The 23,153-nt window shown below is 69.6% G+C and carries 19 protein-coding genes; 10 read left to right on the forward strand and 9 right to left on the reverse strand.

Going from position 1 to position 23,153, the window contains the following annotated elements:
- Nucleotides 1–57 precede the first annotated feature (57 nt).
- Genes L3Q65_RS19090 through sbnA form a run of 5 tightly spaced genes read left to right on the forward strand, consistent with a single transcriptional unit; the run spans nt 58 to nt 8,204 of the window.
- A complete protein-coding gene (locus L3Q65_RS19090) occupies nt 58–2,559 on the forward strand; it encodes a Pls/PosA family non-ribosomal peptide synthetase (protein WP_237600451.1) in 2,502 nt (833 codons plus the stop codon).
- A gap of 32 nt (nt 2,560–2,591) precedes the next feature.
- On the forward strand, nt 2,592–5,075 hold the full coding sequence (locus tag L3Q65_RS19095) for an amino acid adenylation domain-containing protein (RefSeq protein ID WP_237600452.1): 2,484 nt from the start codon (nt 2,592–2,594) through the stop codon (nt 5,073–5,075).
- Nucleotides 5,076–5,110: 35 nt separating this feature from the next.
- A complete protein-coding gene (locus tag L3Q65_RS19100; RefSeq protein WP_182893170.1) occupies nt 5,111–6,124 on the forward strand; it encodes a TauD/TfdA family dioxygenase in 1,014 nt (337 codons plus the stop codon).
- Nucleotides 6,121–7,188, forward strand: coding sequence for a 2,3-diaminopropionate biosynthesis protein SbnB (gene sbnB, locus L3Q65_RS19105; RefSeq protein WP_237600453.1), 1,068 nt, complete (start codon nt 6,121–6,123; stop codon nt 7,186–7,188). Before L3Q65_RS19100 ends, sbnB begins: the two co-directional genes overlap by 4 nt.
- 41 nt (nt 7,189–7,229) lie before the next feature.
- A complete protein-coding gene (gene sbnA / locus L3Q65_RS19110; RefSeq protein ID WP_182893172.1) occupies nt 7,230–8,204 on the forward strand; it encodes a 2,3-diaminopropionate biosynthesis protein SbnA in 975 nt (324 codons plus the stop codon).
- A gap of 49 nt (nt 8,205–8,253) precedes the next feature.
- Here sbnA and L3Q65_RS19115 read toward each other — a convergent pair whose 3' ends face one another.
- From L3Q65_RS19115 to L3Q65_RS19140, 6 genes are all read right to left on the reverse strand, one after another.
- The gene (locus L3Q65_RS19115) at nt 8,254–9,426 is read right to left on the reverse strand and encodes an Ig-like domain-containing protein (protein ID WP_237600454.1); all 1,173 of its coding nucleotides are present in this window, start codon (nt 9,424–9,426) and stop codon (nt 8,254–8,256) included.
- A 114-nt stretch (nt 9,427–9,540) separates the two neighbouring features.
- On the reverse strand, nt 9,541–9,906 hold the full coding sequence (locus L3Q65_RS19120; protein ID WP_237600455.1) for a M48 family metalloprotease: 366 nt from the start codon (nt 9,904–9,906) through the stop codon (nt 9,541–9,543).
- Between the two features lie 228 nt (nt 9,907–10,134).
- Entirely contained in the window at nt 10,135–10,482 is a 348-nt protein-coding gene (locus tag L3Q65_RS19125; protein WP_182893175.1) for a BlaI/MecI/CopY family transcriptional regulator, read from the reverse strand.
- Between the two features lie 109 nt (nt 10,483–10,591).
- Nucleotides 10,592–11,740 carry a cation diffusion facilitator family transporter gene (locus tag L3Q65_RS19130; protein ID WP_237600456.1) on the reverse strand — a complete coding sequence of 383 codons (1,149 nt, stop codon included), beginning with the start codon at nt 11,738–11,740 and terminating at the stop codon, nt 10,592–10,594.
- A 296-nt stretch (nt 11,741–12,036) separates the two neighbouring features.
- On the reverse strand, nt 12,037–12,777 hold the full coding sequence (locus L3Q65_RS19135) for an SDR family NAD(P)-dependent oxidoreductase (RefSeq protein ID WP_182893176.1): 741 nt from the start codon (nt 12,775–12,777) through the stop codon (nt 12,037–12,039).
- 27 nt (nt 12,778–12,804) lie between these two features.
- Nucleotides 12,805–13,542: an SDR family NAD(P)-dependent oxidoreductase gene (locus tag L3Q65_RS19140; protein WP_182893177.1), complete on the reverse strand. Its 738-nt coding sequence runs from the start codon at nt 13,540–13,542 to the stop codon at nt 12,805–12,807.
- A 78-nt stretch (nt 13,543–13,620) separates the two neighbouring features.
- Here L3Q65_RS19140 and L3Q65_RS19145 point away from each other — a divergent pair, with 78 nt between their 5' ends.
- Nucleotides 13,621–14,472, forward strand: coding sequence for a helix-turn-helix transcriptional regulator (locus tag L3Q65_RS19145; protein WP_182893178.1), 852 nt, complete (start codon nt 13,621–13,623; stop codon nt 14,470–14,472).
- Between the two features lie 531 nt (nt 14,473–15,003).
- Here L3Q65_RS19145 and L3Q65_RS19150 read toward each other — a convergent pair.
- Entirely contained in the window at nt 15,004–15,681 is a 678-nt protein-coding gene (locus L3Q65_RS19150) for a transglycosylase family protein (RefSeq protein ID WP_182893179.1), read from the reverse strand.
- A gap of 1,374 nt (nt 15,682–17,055) precedes the next feature.
- Here L3Q65_RS19150 and L3Q65_RS19155 point away from each other — a divergent pair.
- Nucleotides 17,056–18,417 (forward strand): aspartate aminotransferase family protein, encoded by a 1,362-nt coding sequence (locus L3Q65_RS19155; RefSeq protein WP_182893180.1) that lies wholly within the window; start codon nt 17,056–17,058, stop codon nt 18,415–18,417.
- A gap of 63 nt (nt 18,418–18,480) precedes the next feature.
- On the opposite strand, the gene L3Q65_RS19160 is transcribed toward L3Q65_RS19155, so the two are convergent.
- Nucleotides 18,481–19,560 (reverse strand): YeiH family protein, encoded by a 1,080-nt coding sequence (locus tag L3Q65_RS19160; protein WP_182893181.1) that lies wholly within the window; start codon nt 19,558–19,560, stop codon nt 18,481–18,483.
- Nucleotides 19,557–19,688: a hypothetical protein gene (locus L3Q65_RS47330; protein ID WP_255751364.1), complete on the reverse strand. Its 132-nt coding sequence runs from the start codon at nt 19,686–19,688 to the stop codon at nt 19,557–19,559. Before L3Q65_RS47330 ends, L3Q65_RS19160 begins: the two co-directional genes overlap by 4 nt.
- Before the next feature lie 167 nt (nt 19,689–19,855).
- On the opposite strand from L3Q65_RS47330, the gene L3Q65_RS19165 reads away from it, so the two are divergent.
- From L3Q65_RS19165 to L3Q65_RS19175, 3 genes are read left to right on the forward strand one after another with little or no spacing between them, the layout of a single operon-like run.
- A complete protein-coding gene (locus tag L3Q65_RS19165; protein WP_237600457.1) occupies nt 19,856–20,821 on the forward strand; it encodes an LLM class flavin-dependent oxidoreductase in 966 nt (321 codons plus the stop codon).
- The gene (locus L3Q65_RS19170; RefSeq protein WP_237600458.1) at nt 20,818–22,074 is read left to right on the forward strand and encodes an LLM class flavin-dependent oxidoreductase; all 1,257 of its coding nucleotides are present in this window, start codon (nt 20,818–20,820) and stop codon (nt 22,072–22,074) included. Before L3Q65_RS19165 ends, L3Q65_RS19170 begins: the two co-directional genes overlap by 4 nt.
- A complete protein-coding gene (locus L3Q65_RS19175) occupies nt 22,071–23,120 on the forward strand; it encodes an LLM class flavin-dependent oxidoreductase (protein ID WP_237600459.1) in 1,050 nt (349 codons plus the stop codon). The genes L3Q65_RS19170 and L3Q65_RS19175 overlap by 4 nt, the downstream gene beginning before the upstream one ends.
- Nucleotides 23,121–23,153: the final 33 nt, after the last annotated feature.

Here is a 23,153-nt window from a genome sequence, read left to right on the forward strand (position 1 = left end):
TGTCAACACCGACGTCCGTAGGTTACGTCGGCGTTACATCCACCGATGATTAGGCATATGGATCTCACCGAGTACCCGACCGCCCGCCCCGGTCCGGCACCCGACACCGAAGAAGCATTCGCCCAGGTGATGGCCGATGTCACCGGGCAGGAAAACGTGTCGGCCGACAGCAACTTCTTCGCCGATCTCGGGGCCAACTCGCTCGTGCTGGCACAATTCTGCGCGCGAGTGCGCAAGCGTGCCGATCTTCCCTCCGTCTCCATCAAGGACATTTACCGGAATCCGACCATCGCCAGTCTCGTGTCGGCGCTGGCCGAGCCAGCGGAAGTCCCGGCCGAAGCACCCGCTCCCGCGCCCGCCGAGCCGCCGAAGCGGGCGAGCAGGCTCGAATACTTCGGCTGCGGTTTCCTGCAGTTGGTGATTTTCCTTGCCTATTCCTGGCTCGTGGCCCAGGTGCTCGGTCTGGGAACCGACTGGATCGTGGCCGGGACCGGGCTGCTCGACTACTACCTGCGCGCGGTCGGGTTCGGCGCCATGGTGCTGGTCGTCCTGTGCACCCTTCCGATCGCGCTCAAATGGATCCTCGTCGGCCGCTGGAAGCCGAGGGAGATCCGCGTGTGGTCCCTCGGGTACGTGCGGTTCTGGGTGGTCAAGACGCTCGTCCAGCGGAACCTGCTGGTCCCGCTCTTCGCCGGTTCCCCGCTCTACTCGCTGTACCTGCGCGCGCTCGGCGCGAAGATCGGCAAGGGCGTCACGATTTTCTCCCGCTACGTCCCGGTGTGCACCGATCTGCTCTCCGTCGGGGACGGCACGGTGATCTGCAAGGACACCTACTTCACCACCTACCGCGCGCAGAACGGGCTCATCCAGACCGGGCCGGTCGCGATCGGCGCGCACGCCTACGTCGGCGAGATGGCCGTCATCGACATCGAGACCAGGATCGGCGACAACGCCCAGCTCGGGCACGCCTCGTCGCTGCACGCCGGGCAGGCGATCCCGGAAGGGCAGAGCTGGCACGGCGTGCCCGCCGTCCCCGCCGACGTGCTCTACCGGCGGGTCGAGCCGCGGGCCTGCGGAAGCGTCCGGCGGGCGTTTTTCGCCGTGCGCCAGGCGCTGACCGCGGTCTTCCTGATGGCTCCGCTGGTGCTCGGCCTGCTCGGCTTCGTGCTGAACACGCTGCCGAACCTCAGCCCGGCGATGGGGCTCGGCTCGGCCGTCATGGACTTCACCTACCCGAAGTTCTACTGGAAGGCGCTCGTCGTCTCCTTCATCCTGTACTTCGGCCTGCGGCTGACCGGCTTCCTGATCGTCACCCTGGTCCCGCGGCTGCTGAACCTGGCGCTCAAACCCGGCGAGGTCTACCGCCTCTACACCCTGCGCTACACCGCGCACCGCGCCGTCCGCGCGCTCACGAATCTGCGGTTCTTCAAGACTCTTTTCGGCGACAGTTCGGCCATCGTGTACTTCCTGCGCTTGCTGGGCTGCAAGGTCTCCAAGAAGGAACAGACCGGGTCCAACTTCGGGCTCGAGGAGAAATTCGAGAACCCGTACCTGTTCGAGGCCGGCGCGGGCACGATGGTCGCCGACGGGCTCTCGGTGGTCAACGCCGAGTACACCAACACCTCCTTCCGGCTTTCCCGGGTGCGCGTCGGGGCGCGGAACTTCCTCGGCAACCACGTCGTCTACCCCGCCGGCGCCAAGACCGGGGACAACTGCCTGCTCGCCACGAAGGTCCTGGTGCCGCTCGACGGCCCGGTGCGCGAGGGCGTCGGGCTGCTCGGCTCCCCCAGCTTCGAGATCCCGCGCTCGGTGGAGCGCGACAGCCAGTTCGACCATCCGAAGACCCCGGAGGAATTCCGGCGCAGGCTGGCCGCCAAGACGTTGCACAACGTCGGGGGCATGCTGCTGTACGCCTTGTCCCACTGGCTGTTCTTCTACGGCCTGCTGCTGATGACCTGGGCCTCGGACGTCTACTACGGCGTGATCGGCGCCCCGCTGTTCGCGATCGACACGCTGGCCTTCCTGCTGTACGGCACGGTCTTCTTCGTCGCCCTGGAACGGATCACCGTGCTGATCCGGCCGCTGCGCCCGCTGTCGTGCTCGATCTACGACCGGCGGTTCTGGCGGCAGGAACGGTTCTGGAAAGCCGCGGCGACGAACGCCCACCTGCGCGTGCTCGACGGGACCCCGTTCAAGAGCGTGCTGTGGCGGCTGCTGGGCATCAAGGTCGGCAAGCGCCTGTTCGACGACGGCGCGGGCATCATCGAGAAAACGCTGGTGCGCATAGGAGACGACGTCACGCTCAACGTCGGCTCCGTCGTCCAGTGCCACTCGCAGGAGGACGGCGGTTTCAAGATGGACCGCATCTCCATCGGCAGCGGGTGCACGGTCGGCATCGGCGCGCTGGTGCATTACGGCGTGACGATGGGCGACGGCTCGACGCTCGCCCCCGATTCCTTCCTCATGAAGGGCACTGAGGTCCCGGATCGCGCGCACTGGGGCGGGAACCCCGCGCACGAGATCGGGGCGGGCCGCCGTCAGCTGGCGGCGAGATCGTGACGGATCACCGACAATCACGGGAAGGACGACCCATGAGAACCGGACTGGGAGCGGTTCGCGAGCATTGGCGCGAAGTACTCACCGCCGGCGGCCGCACCAGCGTCCCGCGCTGGACGCTGGCGGCCGGATCCGCGATCGGCGACCACGAAACGCCGGTCCCCCGGGGGCTCGCGGCCGCGCTGCGGCTGCTGGCCGAGCAGCTGCGCGTGCCGCTGAGCTCAGTGCTGCTCGCCGCGCACGCCAAGGTCCTCGCCGCGCTGTCGGGCGAGACCGAGGTGTGCACCGGCTACGTCGCCGAGCCGGGCGGGACGCCGCTGCCCTGCCGGCTCAGCACCGAATCCGGCACCTGGCGCGAGCTGATCGAGCACGCCGCGGCGATCGACGCGCAGACCCTCGCCTTCCGGGACTTCCCGGTCGACGAACTGCGTGCCGAACTCGGCATCATCGCGCCGCCGTTCGAAACGGTCTTCGACCCGACCGGCGCCGACGGGGACCTCGCCGGGGACATCGTGCTGCGGCTGGACGTTTCGCCGGATCTGGAGACGCTCCGGTTGCGCTTCCGCACCGAGGTGCTGGATTCCGAAGCGGCCGAACGCATCCTCGGCTACCACCTGAGCGCGCTCAGCCTGATCCGCACCGACAGCACCGCACCGCACCAGGAAACGACCCTGCTGTCGGCGGCGGAGCTCAAGCTGCAACTGGAAGGGCTCGCCGGGCCGCACGTCGAGGTGCCGGACCTGCGGTGCCACGAACTGTTCCAGCGCAACGCCGCCCGGAATCCGGACGCGATCGCCGCGGTGCACGGCGACCGGCGGTGGACGTACCGGGAGCTCAACGGGCGCGCCAACCGCCTGGCGAGGGCGCTGGTCGCGCGCGGGCTGCGCCGCGAGGGCGTCGTCGCGGTGGTCACCGAACGCAATCTGGACTGGATGGCCGCCGTGCTCGCCGTGTTCAAGGCGGGCGGTGTCTACCTGCCGATCGAGCCGCATTTCCCGGCCGACCGCATCGCGACCACGCTGCGCCGGGCCGACTGCGAACTGGTGCTGACCGAACCCGGCAGCACGACGACCCTGCGCAAGGCGGTCGAATCGCTGCCCGGCGTGCGCACGCTGTTCGTGGACGCCGCGTACGAGGAGGACCATTCCGAAGACGATCTCGGCGTCGCCGTCGAATCCGGCCAGCTCGCCTACATCTACTTCACCTCGGGCTCCACCGGCGAGCCGAAGGGCGCGATGTGCGAGCACGCCGGGATGGTCAACCATCTCTACGCCAAGATCAACGACCTCGGCATCACCGAGGAGTCGGTGGTGGCGCAGGTCGCGCCGCAGTGCTTCGACATCTCCCTGTGGCAGCTGGTCTCCGCGCTGCTGGTCGGCGGGACCACGCTGCTGATCGAACAGGACGTGATCCTGGACGCCGACCGCTTCGTGGACCGGCTCGGCAGCGGCGGGGTTTCGGTGCTGCAGGTCGTGCCGTCCTACCTCGAGGTCGTTCTGTCCGCTGTGGACAAGAACCCGGTCGCGCTGCCGGATCTGCGCTGCGTGTCGGTGACCGGCGAAGCGCTCAAAACCGAGCTGGCACAGCGCTGGTTCGCCACGATGCCGGACATCAAGCTGGTCAACGCCTACGGCCTCACCGAAACCTCGGACGACACCAACCACGAGGTGATGGACCGCGCGCCGGCGCGGGAGCGAGTGCCGCTCGGGCCGCCGGTGCAGAACGTGCGCGTGTACGTGGTCGACGAGCGGCTCGACCCGGTCCCGCTCGGCGCGCCCGGGGAGATCGTGTTCTCCGGGGTGTGCGTCGGCCGCGGGTACGTCAACGACCCGGAGCGCACCGCGCGGGCGTTCACCACCGACCCGCATCGCCCGGACGCCCGGCTCTACCGCAGCGGCGACCACGGCCGCTGGCTGCCCGAGGGCAAGCTGGAATTCCTCGGCAGGCGCGATTCGCAGGTCAAGATCCGCGGTTTCCGGATCGAGATCGGCGAAATCGAGAACACGCTGCTGCGGGTGCCCGGAGTACGCGACGGCGCGGTGGTCGTGGCCGACCGCGGCGGACAGGGCAAACGGCTGGTCGCGTTTTATTCGAGCCGGGAACAGCTCGACCACGAGCAGATGCGCGAGCACCTCGCCGCGGCGCTGCCGGAGTACATGCTGCCCTCGGCATTCCATTGGCGCGAGCGGCTGCCGTTGACCGCCAACGGGAAAATCGACAAGAAGAACCTCGCCGCGCTGGCCGCCGAACTCGACGCCGTCGACGAGGACTACGACGCACCGGCCACCGGCACCGAAGAGCGGCTGGCCGGGGCCTGGGCGGACGTGCTCGGCATCCGGGCGGGCCAGGTCGGCCGCCGGGACCACTTCTTCGACCGGGGCGGCACGTCGCTGTCCGCGGTGAAGCTGGCGATCGCGCTCGACCGCGCGGTCTCGATCAAGGACGTCGCCAAGCACCCCGTGCTCGCCGACCTGGCCGCGCTGATCGACAGCCGGTCCGCTGCCTCCGGAAACTCCTGAACCTCCCGAACCGCGGAAATCGAAGGGATTCCACGATGTCGTTGTCCAAATTCCTGCCGAAGACTTCCCCGCCCGAGCCGGATTTCTGTCCCGGGCTGCCCGCGGTGCTGCGGGCCGAGGCAGGCGGCGACCCGGCCGGATGGGCGAGCACGCACCGGGAGACCGTGCGAAGACTCGTCGCCGAATACGGCGCGGTGCTCGTCCGAGGTCTCGGGCTGGCCGAACAGACCGCGGTCGCGGCCGTGTTCGGGCGGCTGACCGACCTGCTGATGACCGAGCGGGAGGCGTTCGCGCCGCGCACCGCCTACCCCGGCGGGGCGCACTCCTCGACCGAATGGCCGCCGAACCAGCCGATGTGCATGCACCACGAACTCAGCTACACCCTGGAATTCCCGGGACTGATGCTCTTCGCCTGCGTCAGCCCGCCGTCCTCGGGCGGGGTCACCGGGGTCAGCGATTCCACCGCCGTGCTGGCCTCGCTGCCCGCGGACCTGCGCGCGCGGTTCGAACGCGACGGCTGGCTGCTCACCCGCAGCTTCAACGACGAGATCGGGGCCTCGGTCGCCGAAGCGTTCGGCACCGAGGACCGCTCCGCGATCGAGCAGTACTGCCGCGCCAACCGGATCGAGTTCGAATGGCAGCCCGACGGCGGCCTGCGCACCCGGCAGCGCCGCGACGCGATCGTCGGGCATCCGGTCACCGGCCAGCCGTGCTGGTTCAACCAGATCGCCTTCCTCAACGAGTGGACGATGGCCCCCGAGGTGCACGAGTACCTGGTCGACATCTACGGGGCCGACGGCCTTCCGTTCAACACGCGCTTCGGCAACGGCGACCCGATCGGCGAGGACGTCGTGCGATTGCTCAACGAGGTGTACGAGGAACACACCGCCGGAGAACCGTGGCAGGCGGGAGACCTGCTGCTGGTCGACAACGTCCGCACCGCGCACAGCCGGGACGCCTACGAGGGCCCGCGCGAGGTGCTCGTCGGACTGGCCGACCCGGTGCGGCTTTCCGACTGCTCGCTCGCTTCCGAGGGGAAAAACCAGTGACCACGCAATCCTTCACCGCCGAATCCGCTTCGGCGGGCCCGGTCGCCGTGCCGCCGTTCGCGGTGATCTCCGGCGCCCAGGTCCAGCAGGCGCTGTCCGGGCGCGAACGCGAGGTCGTCGACCTCGTCGAGACCGCCTACCGGGTGCACGGCTCCGGCGATTCGGTGAACCCGCCCTCCTATTTCCTGCGCTTCCCCGACCGTCCGGCCGACCGGATCATCGCCCTGCCCGCCTCGCTCGGCGGGAAGACCAACGTCGCGGGCCTGAAGTGGATCTCCAGCTTCCCGGGCAACGTCGCCGCCGGGATCCCGAGGGCCTCTGCGGTGCTGATCCTGAACGATCTCGCGACCGGATATCCGTTCGCCTGCCTGGAAAGCTCCATCATCAGCGCGACCAGGACGGCCGCCTCCGCCGCGCTCGCCGCGGACTGGCTCAGCCGGACCCGGCAGCGTCCCCGGCGCGTCGGGTTCTTCGGCGTCGGCCTGATCGCCCGCTACATCCACACCTTCCTCGCCGGGACCGGCTGGGAGTTCGACGAGATCAACGTGCACGACCTGCACCCGGACAGCGCCGCCGGATTCCGCGGCTACCTGGAGCAGTCCGGCTTCGCAGGCGAGATCAGCGTCCACGACACCGCCGAGGGCCTGATCCGCGGCAGCGACCTGGTGGTCTTCGCGACCATCGCCGGCGAACCGCACGTGCACGATCCCTCGTGGTTCTCGCACAATCCGCTCGTCCTGCACGTGTCCTTGCGCGATCTGGCCCCGGAAGTCCTGCTGGCGTCGGCGAACATCGTCGACGACGTGGACCACTGCCTCAAGGCCAACACGTCGCCGCATCTGGTGGAGCAGCGCACCGGCAGCCGGGACTTCCTGCTCGGCACCCTCGACGACGTGCTGTCCGGCCGGGTCAGCCCGCCGGCAGGCCGGCCGTTGATCTTCTCCCCGTTCGGGCTCGGCGTTCTCGACCTCGCGGTCGGGGCCTTCGTCCACGAGAGAGTGTCCGACGCCGGCGGACTGCACGTCATCGAGGACTTCTTCCACGAACTGCGCCGGTATGGCTGAGCGCCGTCCGCCACTGAGCTTTGCCTGAAGGGGAGAAAACTGTGCGAGTCATCACCGTTCCCGAAGCTTTCAACGAGGAGGCGCTGTACGTCGACCTCCGCTGGAGTTTCGGCTATTCGCTCTACCTCAAGTGCGAGGGGTTCAACTTCGCAGGCTCCATCAAGCTGAAGGCCGCGACCGAAATGGTCGACGCGGCCGAACGCGACGGCCTGCTGCGGCCGGGCTCGATCATCGTCGAATCGTCCTCGGGCAACCTCGGCGTCGCCTTGAGCATGATCGCGGCCAGCCGGGGGTACAAGTTCCTGTGCGTCACCGATTCCCGCTGCAACCTCGCGACGCGCCGCGCGATCGAGGCGCTCGGCAACGAGGTGCACATCATCACCGAACCCAGCCCCGAAGGCGGTTTCCTCGGGGCGCGCATCGACCACGTGCGCATGCTGGTCGCCTCCGACGAGCGCTACGTGTGGCTCAACCAGTACACCAACCCGGACAACTGGGGAGCGCATTTCCAGCGCACCGGACCGGAGATCGCCGCCGCGTTCCCGAATCTCGACGTGCTGTTCGTCGGCGCGGGCACCACGGGCACCCTGATGGGCTGCGCGCGGTTCTTCCGGCAATGGCACCGGCCGGTGCGGATCGTCGCGATCGACAGCGTCGGCTCGGTGACCTTCGGCGGCCCGGCGGGCAGGCGGATGCTGCCCGGGCTGGGCACCAGCGTGCGCCCGGCGATCCTCGACGAGTCCTATGTGGACGACGTGGTCCTCGTCGAGGAACCGGATTCGGTCCGGGCGTGCCATCGGCTGGCGCGCAACGGCTTCCTGTTCGGCGGCTCGACCGGGACGGTCGTCAGCGGAGCCACGAGCTGGCTGTCCGAACACGACGCACACCACCTGACCGCGGTGGCCGTCGCCCCTGACCTCGGCGAGCGGTACCTCGACACGATCTACCAGACCAACTGGCTGCAGGGCATCTACGGAGAGGACGTGCTTTCGCCCCGGCCGCGCCAGTCCGTCTGACCCGCGCGCGGCGCACCGGCGTTCCCCGGTGCGCCGCGCCGCGGCGGGCTCAGTCTTTCTTCTGCCATTCGTCCCAGCTGAAGCGCCAGTCGGTCCAGCCGTCGCCGGGTTTGAGGTCGACGCCGGTGTCGGTCACCGTCACGACGTCCCCGCGATGGGAGTTCTCGTAGAACCACTTCGCGTTCTCGACGCTGACGTTGAGACAGCCGTGCGAGGTGTTGGTGTGCCCCTGCTGCCGGACCGACCACGGCGCGGAGTGCAGGAACTGACCCGAGTTGGTGAGCCGCAGCGCGTACTTGACCGTGGTGCGGTAGCCGCCCGGCGAGTCGGTGGGCACGCCGTACGTGCTGGAGTCCATGGTGTACGGCGACTGCACGGTCATGATCAGCATCGTGCCCGAGACGCTGCGCGCCGACGGCTTGCCGAGGCTGACCGGGGACGTCAGGACGAGCTGGCCGTCCTTGTACGTCCGCATCTGCTTTTCCTTGTCGGACACCTTCGAGATGATCGACGGGCCGGTCTTGAAGCTGATCTTGCGGTCGGCCTTGCCGAACACCCCGTTGCCGAGCGCACGGCCGGCGATTTTGATGTCGAGGGTGATCGTGGAGTACGCGGGCCAGTATTCCTTGGTGCGGTAGTGCACCTCGTCGTCGCCGAACCAGCGCCACGCGCCGGTGGCGGGCTTGTCGGAGGTGACGGTGAGCATCTTCTCGGCAGCGGCCTTGTCCGCGACCGGCGCGGAGAACTTGATCGTGATCGGCATGCCGACGCCGGTGGTCTCGCCGTCGAGCGGGATCACCGACGGGTACGCCTGCGCCTTCGCGGTCGCGGTGGTGAAGGTGCTCGTGCGGGTCACCGGGTTGCCGTCCGCGCCGGCGGAGCGTGCGGTGAGCGTGTACTTCGTGCGGTATTCCAGGGGTTTGCTGCTGGTCCAGCGCTGCTTCGCGGCGTCCATCCCGCCGGGAACCGGGGTGCCGTCCGCGGCGGCGAGGGTGACCTCGCTGAGCGTGGACCCGCCCGCCACCGCGGTGACGGGTTCACCCGGTGCGACGTCGTTCGAGCCGTCCTTCGGCCCGAGGTCGAGGGTCGCGGGCGCCGGCGCCGCGCTGGTCTTCTGTTCGGCGCCGGCAGCGGGACCGGGCTCCGGTGCGGACGTGCACGCCGCCGTCAGCGCCAGCCCGGCAACGATCCCCCCGATGATCTGCGTTTTTCGCCCCAGCACCTGATTTGCCCCCGTTCGCCCTTACTACCGGACATAGTAGTCATACCGGTCAGGCGTGGAGCAGAGCGGGAGTCGCCGTCCAGGCCCCGGCGGCGATCAGGGCCACGGCTGTGCTCACGGGGAGTAACGCGGCCGTCGCGAAGGCGAGAACACTGGTAATCGCGGTGTGCCGCCCGCGGGCGAGGTGTTCGAGCCGGAGCTCGTGTCCGCCGAACGCACCGGATGCATCCGGTCCAACGCCGCGCTGACGGTCGCCGCTCCATGCCGACGCCCAGCCGCGGCGTCCGCGCTCAGCTCGACCGCAGCGGCGGCGAACTCCGGCGACCGCCGGGCCAGCGGAACGAACGACAGCGCCGCCGACACCGCGTGCGCGAACCCGGCCAGGCGGTGATGCCGTCCGCGCAGATGGGACCGTTCGTGGTCGACGACCGCGGCGAGTTCGGTTTCGGAGAGATCCTTCGCGAGCCCTTCGGAGAGCACGACGAGGCCGGTCGCGCAAGCGAAGCTGACGCCGATACAGGCGGATCGACGCCAGCGCGAACGCCGTCGCTACCGCACCTGCTCCGGCCGCGATCATGCCGCCCAGCAACAGAATCCACGCGCCAAAACGCAGCGTCGCCGGCATCCGTGCCCGCAATACGCGACGCAGCAACAACGGTCCGCGGCAACCCGCCATCGCCGCAGTCGCGACGAGCGCCGCGGAGACGATCACGAGCGCTTCCGCAGTCCGCGCCGCAATGCGTCCCGCTCCCCCTCGGACGCCGACCGCGCGAAATGCAGCAGCACCCCTTCGGGATCGCCCACGTCCGCGAGCAGGTTCCGCATCGCGCGCGCCGCGGCTTCCTCTCGCGACAGCGCTGGCGTGTAGCAGTAGGCGCGGCTGCGTTTTTCGCGTTCCACCCAGCCTTTGCTGTGCAAATGATCGAGGACGGTGAGGACCGTCGTGTAGGCGAGATCCCGGTTCAGCGCCTCCAGCACTTCGCGGACGGTGCGCGCTTCGCTCGCGCGCCACAAGACGTCCATCGCCGCCGATTCCAGCTCGCCGAGTCCTTGCACGCCACGCATCCTAGGGCTCGCTCATCCGGCGGTTTCCCCGCTCTCCGGCTCGTTTTCCGGAGGCCGCCGGGCCGAAGCGGCTCGCACGCGGTTCCTTCTGGTGGCGGGATCAGGACCGCCCGGTGAACCGGTACGTCGGCCCGTGCGACCGTTCGCAGTGCTCGGCCCGGTCCTCGTCGGCGTGGTCCACCTGCAATGTCGTGTGGTCGAGCCGGTGCCGCGACCGCATGATCTCCTCGATCCCGGCGCGCACGGCGTGGCAATCGGCGGCGGGCCGCACCAGCACGTGCGCGGACAGCGCGGGCTCGCCCGAGGTGATCTGCCAGATGTGCAGGTCGTGCACCTGCACCACGTCCGGGACGGACGCCACCTGCTCGCCGACCGTCTCCGGGTCGATTCCCGCGGGCGCGGCCTCCAGGAAGATCCGGCCCGACTCGCGGACCAGCCCCCAGCCCGCCTTCGCCATCAGCGCGGCGACGACCAGCGCGGCGATCGCGTCCGCGCGGGCGAATCCCGTCCACCACACGATCGCGCCCGCCACCGCGGTCGCGATGAACGCGTAAAGGTCGTTGAGGATGTGCTGGAACGCGCCCTCGACGTTCAGGCTCGACCGGTTCGCCCGGCTGATGCACCAGCTCGCCGCGACGTTCACGACGATCCCGGCCAGCGCGGTCACGAGCACCAGCGCGCCCTGGACCTCCGGCGGTTCGATCAGCCGGGTCACCGCCTCGTAGCCGAACCACGCGGTCAGCAGCAGCAAGGTGATCCCGTTGGCCTGCGCGGACAGGATTTCCGCGCGCTTGAGCCCGTAGGTGAACCCGCCCTTCGCCGGACGCGCCGCCAGCCGGATCGCGACCAGCGCGAGCACGATCGACGCGGCGTCGGTCAGCATGTGGCCGGCGTCGGTGATCAGCGCGAGCGACCCGGCGATCAGGCCGATGACCAGCTCGACGGCCATGAACCCGACGATCAGCGCCAGCGCCCGCACCAGCCACATGCGGTCCGCGCCCGCGGATACGCCGTGACCATGGCCTTGGTGTTGCTCGCTCACCCGCACCGTCCCTGACATATTGCGAAACGTGCATGTATTGTCGCGCACGCTCCGCCCCGGCGTCCACCCGAGGTCACCCGCCCGGTTCGAGAGCACCGTCCCGGCGAGCGGCGTCCGGACCGGGGTGCCGATGGCGTTCGCGACGCCCAGGCCGTAGTGGGTCGTTCCCCAGCGGATGCCGTAGTTCGAGGCGACCGTGCCGGTCACCGGCGCGCAGGCACGGGGCTTCCCGACTGGCTCGCTCCTCCCGCTCCGGTCGGTCGTCGCGCACCTTGACCGCCGACTTCAGCTCCGCCGTGGGCGGACGTGCGGAAACCGGAAGAACCTCATGCCCCGGCTGCTCGTGCCGCCGCCGCGAACACCCCCCGCCCGCGAACCCGGCCAGGACGAGCCCGCCGCGAGCACCGGCGGACACCCGGTTCGAACGCCGCCCGCGGGCAGCCGCCAAGGTGCTCGTCTCGCCGGATCTCATCTACTATGCCGGATAGTAGATGATGCCGAGGTCAATGCGCGGTGAGCCCGCCGTCCACGACCAGTTCGGTTCCGGTGACGAACGAGGATTCGTCGCCGGCCAGGAACAGCATCGCGTGCGCGACCTCGGCCGGGCTGCCCGCGCGGCGCATCGGCGTGCGGACGATGTCGGGCTGCTGGTCGCCCTGTTCGTCGAGCAGGTCCTGGATCATCGGCGTCGCGATGACGCCCGGGTGCACCGAATTGACCCGGACCCCGCGCGTCGCGTACTCGACCGCGGCCGTCTTGGTCAGCAGCCGCACCGCCCCTTTCGACGCCTGGTACGCGGCAGCCGCGCCGCTGCCGACCAGCCCCAGCACCGAGGAGGTATTGACGACCGACCCGTTGCCGGAGGCGCGCAACAGCGGCATCGCGGCCCTCATCCCGAGCCAGGTCCCGGTCTGGTTGACCGCGATCACCTGGTCCCAGGCGTCCTTCCCGGTTTCCTCGATCCCCGGCCAGTCCACGATTCCCGCGATATTGACCAGCACGTCGAGACGGCCGAACCGTTGCTGGGTCCGTTCGACGGTTTCACGCCAGTTGTCCGCCGAGGACACGTCCAACCGGTCGGCGAGCACGTCAGTCCCGAGCCTCGCCGCGAGTTTCTCCACCGCGCCGTAATCGACATCGGTAATGACCAGACTGGCCCCTTCACGGGCGAACAGCTCAGCAGTAGCCTGTCCAATCCCTCCGGTCGCTCCAGTGAGCAACACAACTTTGCCGCCAAGCCGCATGGGATATTTCCTTTCGCCGGAGGGAAATCAAGCCGCCGTGTAGCCGCCGTCGGCGGCTACGACCGCACCGGTGACGAACGCGGACCGCGGCGAAGCCAGAAACCCGATCACCTCGGCGATTTCTTCAGGCTGCGCGACCCGGCCGAGCGGATGGGCGTCGCCGAAAGACCGCAGATACGCCCGGCTGTCGGCGCGGAAAGTGTCGAGCAGATCTGTCTCGATCACGCCCGGAGCGACCACATTCGCACGAATTCCGTGCGGCGCGCCTTCCAGTGCGAGCACTTTTGTCAATTGTGCCAGCGCTCCTTTCGACGCGCTGTACGCCGCCGCTTCGGCCAACCCCACCGTGCTGGCGAACGAGCCGACCGTGACGATCGCTCCCCCGCCGTTGTCGCGCATCACCCGAAATGCTTCCCGCGCATGCAGAAACGCCCCGCGGGCGTTGACGGACATCACCTCGTCCCAGTCCGCCGCGGTCGTCTCAGTGATCGCTTTGTTCACCGAACGTCCCGCATTGGCGACCAGGATGTCGAGCCCGCCGAACCGCTCGATCGCCGCAGCCGCCGACCGCAACGCGACGTCCTCTTCGGACACATCGCCGACCAGCACCGCCACCCCGTCGCCGGCCAGCTGCTCCGCCTCCGGCCGGATGTCGGTCGCCAGCACTCGTGCCCCACGGGAGCGCAGCCAAGCGACCGTCGCCGCCCCGACCCCCCGCGCGGCACCCGTGACCAGGGCGACCTTTCCCGCCAATTCACTCGTCATGCCGCCCAGTCTCAGCCGCTTCGAGTCTCGCTGACAGGACGTGTCACACCCACCCAGCCGCCGCCTACCCTGGTCCGCATGGGCACGGAACTGGGCGACTTCCTGCGAGCACGCCGCGCACAACGCTCCCCGGAGGACGCCGGCGTGCGCTACTCCGGCAGACGCAAAGTCGCGGGACTGCGCCGCGAGGAAGTCGCCGTGCTCGCCGGAGTGAACGTCGACTACTACGCACGCCTGGAGCAAGGCCGGGAAGCCCGGCCGTCCACCCAGGTGCTCGACGCCCTCAGCCGCGCCCTGGACCTGGACCCCGACGCCCGCGAACACCTGTACCGCCTAGCCGGCGCCGCCCCGCCCGACCTGCCGTCCCCCGTTTCGCAGAGCGTGAGCCCGGAACTGCGGCAACTCATGGACGGCCACCCGCACGCGCCCGCGTTCGTGCTCAACCGCGTCCTGGACATCCTGGCCGCGAACGCCCTCGCCGACGCCCTGTTCTCCCCTTTCGCCGCAGCCGGCAACCTGGCCCGCATGACCTTCCTCGACCCAGCGGGTCGGCAGTTCTACGCCCGCTGGGACTGGACGGCCCAAGCCACCGTGGCGAACCTGCGCGCCGCCGCGGGAGATCCCGCATTGCCTCGCTTAACCGCGGAGCTCAGCGAGGGCAGCGAGCAGTTCCGAGTGCTGTGGGAGACCCATCAAGTGCGCGGGAAAACCCGCGAACCGAAGCAGTTCGTGCATCCGGCGGTTGGGCCGCTGACGTTGACTTATCAAGCCTTCGACGTGCGCGGTGCGACTGGGCAGCAGTTGATTGTCTATCAGGCTGAGCCTGGGAGTCCGAGCGCTGATGCGCTGTCTTTGCTGCGGAGCGTTCCGCTGCGGATTCCGGCTGCCGGGAACGCCACTCACCGTCCGGATGCGGGCGGAAAATCGTAACCGCACGAGTTCTCGTGCGTGACGTGGGCGGCGAATACACCGAACTGGCGCGCCGCGCTGCCACGGGATTCTTCACGGCGATGCATCGCACAGCCCCCATCGGAACACGGCCAGCGCGACAGCAGCGGCCGCATTTCGGCTGCGAGTTCCGAGCGTGTTTCCGACTCTTCTCGCGGAAACACCGGCAAGACAGTCCGCGAACCGGGCGCTCAAGGCAAGGCACGCAGGACAGGCAGGCTCTTCTTCCCGCAGAGCACGCGCACAGGTCCCGCGCACTCGAAAACCTCCGCCAACTCACGATCCGCGCGGCGCCCAAGCGCCCGTTCGCGCACTCGAAAGCCCCACGAGGCAAGGCGTGCGGCGCGAACCGGCCTGTGTTCCCACAATGCAGGCCCGCCCGCCCCGCACGCCGGCCGCCGGGGCGCGCGTTCGGTGCCCGAGCGCACGTGCGCGCGCGTGCACCAGCGGCCTCCGGCCGGGGTCGCGCCGCCCGGGGGAAAGCGGCGCGGGCCCGGCCAGGGCCTCGGCAGGTTACTTCGTGACGATCTTCTGGCCGACCAGGATCAGGTTCGCGTCGGGGATGTACTTCGCGTTCAGCTGCTGCAGGTGCTGCCAGCCGCCCTCGACGTTCAGGTTCTTCGCGATGCCGGAGAGGGTGTCGCCGGCGGCCACGGTGTAGCTGCCGTCCGGGTTCGAGGACGGTGCGGCGTGCTTGGGCGCGGACTTGACCTTCGTCTCGGCCTTGACCTCGACCTTCGGCTTCGCGGCGACGGCCTCGACCTCGGCGGAGCCGCCGGAGGTGTCGCCGCCGAAGTCCGCGTAGCTCGCCGGACCGGAGCCGCCGCGGCACTGCCACGGGGCCGAACCCTGCTTCGCGTAGATCCGGTCCGCGACGATCTGCTGCTGCGCAGGGGTGGCCTTGTCGGCCGTCGGGGCGAACTGGCCGCCGCCGTTCGCGAGCCAGGTCTTCGTGACGATCTGGAACAGGCCGGCGGGGCGGCCCGCGCGCTGGCCCGCGGCGGTGTTGTTGACCGCCTTCGGGTTGCCGCTGCTCTCGCACTTGACGATGCCGGCCTGCCCCGGGAAGGCGTTGGCCGTGCCGGCCCCGGCGAGGCCGATGCCGCCGAGGGTGGCTCCCGCGAGAGCCGCGGTCGCGCCGGTGCGCTGGAGGACTGTCTTCGTCTTGCTGGGTTTGCTGTGCCGTCCCACGGTAGGTGGGCTCCTTCGCTGTCACACCGCACCGCCGTCCTCGTGCCTGAACCAGGCAGCGAGCCGCGACGGCGCGCGGCGGCTTCGGGTCGCTGATCCTCGGGGTAGATCGCAGGTCACCGCAAAAGCTCGAGAAGATTACGAAACGGAAACGGCAGGTGTACAGAGGCAGTGGGATCGGCCACAGATCGCCTCGGCGCGTAGCAGTGGGGCGACAGTCCGTCATGGTCACCGCCGCACATCTGGTTAATAAATCACTGCTCAACCGCAACGGTATCTTGCCCATCACCCGCCCAAAACTGCCCTCCACCAAAGCACCGGAAATTTTCCAACAGAAAGAACTGTGCGTTACTTGCTCTTCAAACGTAGATAACGGTCGAGATAAACGCAGCTTCGCGGACCTCGTTCACCCGCACTGCTCCGCCCGGCCCGGCCGCGCGCGCCCCGCCGGAGCAGGCCCGCTCCCCCGGACGCGCTCGCGCCCGCCGCCGTCCGCGAGCGACCGGAGCCGGCGGACCAGCGGTCCGGACCACCACGATGGTCTGGACCACCCGCCCGACAGCCCCGCCGCTCCCCGCCGCCGAAACCGCGGTCCGCCGCTCCTTCCCGGCGGAAACCGCACCCGCCGCCGGACCCAGACGGCGAAAAGACCAGAAAAACCCCGGAAAGGTCCACATTTCTCCCCGCCGGAATATTCTCGAACGTCGGCCGCGCCACTCGCGGAAACATCTCACCATGCGGCCCTTCCCGCCGATTCACACGCCGGAAACGGATCGTGAATATTCACGCCCCGTTTCGCGGAACCGAGAACGCCGTTGCCGTTTCAGTCGTTCAGCCCAGTACGGCGAACTCCGCGAAATCGCCGCGTTCACTCTCCCGGCGCATTGCCTTGCCTTATCGCGGCCGATTCTTTTCTTTCCGCAGCCGGACGCCACCCGGCCGCCGCCGACCCTCCGTTCGGCCGGAACCGGCTGCGCTACTCTGTGCCCCGCGGCATTCCAGCGAGGTCGGCCGGAGAGGGCCGAGCACCGGCGCGGCCCTCCCCGCTTTCGCTCTCGACACACCGTTTTCCTCACCGCGGACCGTTTTCCTACGGTTGGCGAATCCCTGCGAAAAAGAGGAGGAGTGCATGACGGACTCGGCGCCGGAACCGCGGCGCGACGTCGGCGGAACGCATCCGGGAAACGGACCGTTCTGTCCCGGAGAAGGCAACCCGCTGCCGCGGCGATCGGGAAAACCGCTGCTCTGTTCGTTCCGGGAGAAGCGCGTCCGGCGGGCGGCCGCGAAGTCCGCGCGGGGCCAGTCCGCCCCGAAAGCCCTTCGCGGAGGGAAAACCGGCCGCGCCACCACCACTGTCAGGGGAGAACAGGCCAGATGACCACCCTCGAGCATCCCGCGCCGCTCACCGGCCCCGCCGTCTACTGCGACCTGCCCGGCCCGCGTTCGGCCGAGTACCTCGCCCGGCAGGACCGCCGGGAGCCGAACGCCCGCCGCGGCCCGCGGCGGCTGCCGATCGCGATCACCGAGGGCTCGGGCAGCTTCGTGCGCGACGCCGACGGCAACGTCTTCATCGACTTCCTCGCCGGGGCGGGCGTGCTTTCCCTCGGGCACAACCATCCCGAACTGGTCGCGGCGATGACCGCGCAGCTGAGCAAGCTGACCCACGCGCTCGACTTCGCGACCCCGGTCAAGGACGAGTTCTCCGAGGCCCAGCTCGCGATGCTGCCCGAAGCCCTGCGCTCGCGGATGAAGCTGCACTTCTGCGGACCGGCCGGGACCAACGCGGTCGAGGCCGCGCTCAAGCTGTGCAAGACCGCGACCGGACGCGGCGGAGTCGTGTCGTTCCAGGGCCGGTTCCACGGCAGCGCGCACGCCGCGCTCGGCCTGACCGGGCAGCGGCCCGGCGCGAGCGCTCTCTCCGGCACGCAGTACCCGCCGTACTCCTCCTGCCCCCGCTGCCCGGCCGGCCACGATCCGGACACCTGCGCGGCGACCTGCCCGGACCTGCTCGAACGCTCGCTGCACGATCCCGACGGCGGCCTCCCGCTGCCCGCGGCGGTGGTGCTCGAACTGGTGCAGGGCGAGGGCGGAGTGGTCCCGGCGCGGGCGGATTTCGTGCACCGGGTGCGCGAGCTGACCCGGGAGCTGGGCATCCCGCTGATCGTCGACGAACTGCAAACCGGCTGCGGCCGGACCGGGACCTGGTTCGCCTTCGAGCGCTACGGCATCGAACCCGACGTGATCGTCGCGTCCAAGGCGCTCAGCGGAATCGGCTCGCCGGTCTCGCTGATCATCTACGACGAGCGCCTCGACAACTGGGCTCCCCGCCCGCACGCCGGCGCGTTCCGCGGCAATCAGCTCGCCTTCGCCGCGGGCGCGCGGGCGATCGAGGTCGTCAACCGCGACAGCGTGCTGGACAACGTCGTCGAGCGCGGATACCAGTTCGAGGAACTGCTTTCCCCGCTGGCCAGCCATCCGTGGGTGACGGACGTGCGCGGCGCCGGGCTGATGTGGGGCATCGAACTGGCCGATCCGCGCACCGGCGCGCCCGCGTCGGAACTCGCGCTGGCCGTGCAGAACCACGCGCTGCGGCGCGGGCTCATCGTCGAACTGGGCGGACGCGGCGACAGCGTGGTCCGGTTGCTGCCGCCGCTCAACGTCGCCGCGGAAGTCGTGCGCACGGCCGCCGGGATTCTGCTGGCCGCACTGGACACGGCGACCCGGGAAGCACGCTGACCGCGCGACCGCGCCGCCGCCCGGGGTCTGGCGGCGGCGCGGTCGTCCGTCGTTCCAGAAGTTCTAGAAGCTGAACCACTGCGAGGACACGAGCACCAGCCCGAGCGAGCACACCGCGACCACCACCAGTCCGAGCGCGGCCACGATCAACGGCCGCAGCCCGCTGCGCGCCATCTGGCGAAGGTCGAAGTTCAGGCCCACCCCGGCGAAGCACAGCAGGAACGCCCACTTCGACAGGTTCCCGAGGCTGGCGACCTCCGCCTTGGTGAAGACGTGCGCGGTCGCCAGGGCGGAGACCGCGATGAACCCCAGCACGAACTTCGGGAAGGTGCGCCACACAAAGCCCGCGCGGCCCTTCACCCCGCTGGCGACCGCCTTGCCGCCGCGCGTGGACCAGTATGCCGCGTAGCCGAGGACGACCAGCCCGATCAACGCGTTCCGCGTGCTCTTCACCGCGACGGCGATGTCCTGCGCGTGCGGGGAGTACGCCGCGCCGGTCGCGGTCGTCTCGGCGGTGTTGTCCACCGCGAGTCCCGCCCAGAGGCCGAATTCGGTGTCGGTCAGGTTCAGCGCGTGCCCGATCGCCGGGAAGGTGAACAGCGCGACCGCACCCAGGGCGAGGATCGCGGCGATGGCGTAGCCGGAATCCTCGTCGTCGGCGTCGATGGAGCCGCGGCCCGCGATGATGGCGGACACGCCACAGATCGACGTACCGATAGCCAGCAGCGAGGACAGCTTTCCGCCGAGGCCGAAAGCCTTGCCCACTAACAGGATCACAGTGGTCGCGACGGCCATGTCGACCAGGATCAGGCCCAGGCTGAACCCGCCGAGCTTGGCGAGGTCGCCCAGCACGAACCGGGCGCCGAGCAGGACGATGCCGGTCTTCAGCCAGAACTCGTAGGTCCCGACCCCTGGGCGGAACAGCGCGGGGACGCCGATCGTATTGCGGATGACCAGTCCGAGGACGATCGCCCACAGCACGTACTCGATGTCCGGCAGCGCCGTCCCGGTCGCGTGGCCGAGGCTGCGAATCCCGTTCTGCGCCAGTGTTCCCGCAATGCCCACTGCTGCCAACAGCAGAAGCCCCGGCAGATATCTCACGACCGCGGGCACCGTGCGGCGGCTCTCCAGTGCGGCGGTCATGTGACGAGAAAGGGAATCGCCGGCAGCACGCCGAACGCCGCCAACGCCACCAGAACGGCCGCGACCAGCACCGCGGCCCAGTCGGCGCTGATCCGCGCAGCGCCTCGCGGCTTCGCATCTGAACTCATGACCGCAGGACTGTAGGCGGACCGGCCGCGCTGGTCCGCCTCGTCCACCAGCTGGGAACACCCTGCCGGAACAACATCCCCCAGCCGCCCACATCCTGAGCGGCAGTGCGGGGCACCCCGGATCCGGGCTACCTGTGGCACAACCGAATCGAGGGGGCAGTGCCCGCATGAGTTCATCGAAAACCTTGCACCTCGCGGTCGAACTCGACAGCGACGGAGCACCTCCGGAAACCGGCCCGCACGCGCTGGCGGACGTCGTCGCCGACGCCGAGCGCGCCGGGTACACGTTCGCCACCTTCGACGACGCGCCCGTCCCGCCCGCCGGCGGATTCCGGGTCGACGCCACGGTCCGCACCGCGTATTCCGCCACCCGGACGTCCCGCATCGGCTTGGCCCCGACGTCGCACGTGCTGACCGCCGAACCGTTCCACCTGGCCGCCCAGCTCGCGAGCCTCGACCACGCCACGCACGGCCGCGCCGCCTGGATCGTCGGTACCGCCGCCACTCCGGAGGCGCTCGCGACGGTCGGCCGCGCCGAACCGGGCGATCTCCGCCAGGAGGTGGCTGACGTCGTCGAAGCGATCCGGCGGCTGTGGGACTCGTGGGAGGACGACGCGGTCATCAAGGACCTCGCCACCGGCCGTTACCTGGACCCGGACAAGGTCCACCACGTGGACTTCGCCGGGGAAACCTTCTCCGTCAAAGGCCCGCTGATCACGCCGCGACCGCCGCAGGGCAGCCTCGTCGTCCTGGCCGCGGAGGAGTTCGCCGACGTCGTCCGGCCGGACATCGTGCTCACCGACGATCTCCAGCGGCGCCGTGAAGCCGGCGCTCCCCTGGTGTTCGGCGAGCTGGAAGTCCGCTTCGATTCCGCGGACCCGACACCGAGCGGACGCACCCGCTACACCGGGTCTCCCGCTGGGCTGGTCGCCTTGCTGGAACAGCTCGACCTCGACGGCGTGCGCCTGCACCCCGGCGCGGCGGACCTGCCGGTGCTGAGCCGGGAAGTGCTCCCGGAACTGCGCCGGCGCGGGGTGCACGCCCCGCCGGAACCGGGCGCGACCCTCCGCACGACGCTGGGCCTCCCGCGTCCCGGGAACCGATTCGCCGTGTCGTCGAAGGGAATCGCATGACCGCGCAGCTGCACCTCGGGGTCTTCTACACCGGTGTCGGACCGCAGTTCCTGTGGGACGACCCGTCGAACGCGGAGCACACCGAGATCGAGACCTACGTGTCGGTGGCCCGCACGATGGAACGCGGGCTGTTCGACGCGTTCTTCCTCGGCGAAGGCCTCCGGGTCCGGGAGAACCGCGGCCGCGTGCACGCCCTCGACGTCGCCGGCCGTCCGGACGCGATCACCCAGCTGAGCGCGCTCGCCGGGGCCACCACGAAAATCGGGCTGGTCGCCACGCAGAACACCACCTACAACTACCCCGCCGACCTCGCCCGCCGCCTGGCCTCGCTCGACTACCTCTCCGGCGGACGGGCCGGGTGGAACATCGTCACCACCGACAACGCCTGGACCGGAGCCAACTTCCGGCACGGCGGCTGGCTGGCACACGAGCGCCGCTACGAACGCGCGACCCAATTCGTCGAAGCCGCGAAAGCCCTGTGGGCCGGACCGGTGGCGGCGGACACCGACCTGGTGCGGCTGCGCGCCGAACCGACGCTCCCGCCTCGGCGGCCGGTCTTGTTCCAGGCAGGCGACTCCCCCGGCGGCCGGGAACTGGCCGCGCAACACGCCGACGTGGTCTTCTCCGCGAACACCGCCTACGACAAGGCCGCGGCCTACGCGGCCGACCTGCGAGCGCGGCTGACCCGCCACGGAAGGCCCGCTGACGCGGTACGCATCCTGCCTGGCGCGTCAGTGGTTCTCGGTGATACGCCAGCCGACGCCGCTGAACGCGCAGAGGACATCCGCCGCCGCCAGATCAACCCGCAACGCGCCATCGCGTTCCTCGAACAGTATTGGGGCCAGGACCTGTCCGCCTACGACCCGCACGGACCGCTGCCGGACATCGAACCGGCAGAAGGGGAACTGGACCCGTCGCGCGGCACGATTTCGATCGAGCACCGCACCGGGAAGCTCGAGCGCATCCGGCAGTGGCGCGATCTGGCCGAGGCGAAGAACCTTTCGATCCACCAACTGGTGCTGGAGGTCGAACCGCGGCACCACTCGTTCGTCGGGACGCCGGGACAGATCGCCGACGAATGGGCCCGGTATGTCACTGACCGGGTGGTGGACGGGTTCAACCTCAGCCCGCAGCTGGTTCCGGGTTCGATCGACGAGGTGGTCGACCGGCTCGTGCCGGAACTGCAGGAGCGCGGGGTGTACCGCACCGAGTACACCGGGTCGACGCTGCGCGAACATCTGGAGCTGCGGTGAAGTTCCTGCTGATCACCCTCATCACGCACACCCCCGACCCGGTCACCGGCGAACTCGCCGCCCCCGACGCACGGCTGCGCGAGGTGGTCGAAAACGCCGAACTCGCCGAGGAACTGGGCTTCGACGGCTACGGCGTCGGCGAACGGCATGAGCGACCCTTCCTCTCGTCGTCCCCGCCGGTGGTGCTCAGCCACATCGCCGCCCGCACGCGCCGGATCCGGCTGTTCACCGCGGTCACGACGCTCAGCCTGCTCGACCCGGTGCGCGCGTTCGAGGATTATTCGATGCTGGACAACCTTTCCGGCGGCCGGCTCGAACTCATCATCGGCAAGGGCAACGGCTCGGCCCAGCGCGAACTGTTCGACGTCACGCCCGAGGAGCAGTGGGACCGCAACGCCGAGGGCTACGAACTGTTCCGCAAGCTGTGGGAGGCGGACCGGGTCACCTGGTCCGGCCGGTTCCGTCCGCCGCTCGCCTCGGCGGAGGTGTGGCCGCGCCCGCTGCAGCAGCCGATCCGGATCTGGCACGGCAGCGCCACTAGCCGCGACTCCGTCGAACTGGCCGCGAAACACGGCGATCCGCTGTTCTCGGCCAACGTGACCAACCCGATCGAACCGTACGCCGAACTGATCCGGCACTATCGCGAACGCTGGGCCTTCCACGGCCACGATCCCGCCGACGCGGTGGTCGGCGCGGGCACGGCCGGATTCCACCTGGCGAGCCGTTCGCAGGACGCCCTCGACGCGTACCGGCCGATTTTCGAGGCCCGGCTGGCGCTCCAGCGCGAACTCGGCCAGAAACCGGTTTTCCCGACGCTGGCGGATTTCGTCGAGCGAAGCTCCGCGCTGATCGGCAGTCCTGCTCAGGTGACCGAGAAGGTGTTGCGGTACCACGAACAGTTCGGCCACCGGGTGACGCATCTGTCCGCCGACCGCGACGGACGGACCCCATCCGAGCACCGGGCCGCGCTGGAGCTGTTCCAAGCCGAGGTGGCACCGGCGTTGCGCCGGGCGATACCGGGGCCGCCCTGGCCGTCGAACGGCTGATATTCGGTGGACAGGGCTTCCTGCGGCGCGCAA

Source organism: Amycolatopsis sp. FU40 (assembly GCF_021903635.1).
GTDB classification, from domain to species: domain Bacteria; phylum Actinomycetota; class Actinomycetes; order Mycobacteriales; family Pseudonocardiaceae; genus Amycolatopsis; species Amycolatopsis dendrobii.

Bases quoted from the DNA above. Each gene is read 5' to 3' on its own strand.
- L3Q65_RS19170 (WP_237600458.1), top strand. From the start codon at position 20,818: ATGACCGCGCAGCTGCACCTCGGGGTCTTCTACACCGGTGTCGGACCG.
- L3Q65_RS19135 (WP_182893176.1), bottom strand. From the start codon at position 12,777: ATGCGGCTTGGCGGCAAAGTTGTGTTGCTCACTGGAGCGACCGGAGGG.
- L3Q65_RS19140 (WP_182893177.1), bottom strand. From the start codon at position 13,542: ATGACGAGTGAATTGGCGGGAAAGGTCGCCCTGGTCACGGGTGCCGCG.
- L3Q65_RS19165 (WP_237600457.1), top strand. From the start codon at position 19,856: ATGAGTTCATCGAAAACCTTGCACCTCGCGGTCGAACTCGACAGCGAC.
- L3Q65_RS19100 (WP_182893170.1), top strand. From the start codon at position 5,111: ATGTCGTTGTCCAAATTCCTGCCGAAGACTTCCCCGCCCGAGCCGGAT.
- L3Q65_RS19090 (WP_237600451.1), top strand. From the start codon at position 58: ATGGATCTCACCGAGTACCCGACCGCCCGCCCCGGTCCGGCACCCGAC.
- L3Q65_RS19155 (WP_182893180.1), top strand. From the start codon at position 17,056: ATGACCACCCTCGAGCATCCCGCGCCGCTCACCGGCCCCGCCGTCTAC.
- L3Q65_RS19095 (WP_237600452.1), top strand. From the start codon at position 2,592: ATGAGAACCGGACTGGGAGCGGTTCGCGAGCATTGGCGCGAAGTACTC.
- L3Q65_RS47330 (WP_255751364.1), bottom strand. From the start codon at position 19,688: ATGAGTTCAGATGCGAAGCCGCGAGGCGCTGCGCGGATCAGCGCCGAC.
- L3Q65_RS19145 (WP_182893178.1), top strand. From the start codon at position 13,621: ATGGGCACGGAACTGGGCGACTTCCTGCGAGCACGCCGCGCACAACGC.
- L3Q65_RS19160 (WP_182893181.1), bottom strand. From the start codon at position 19,560: ATGACCGCCGCACTGGAGAGCCGCCGCACGGTGCCCGCGGTCGTGAGA.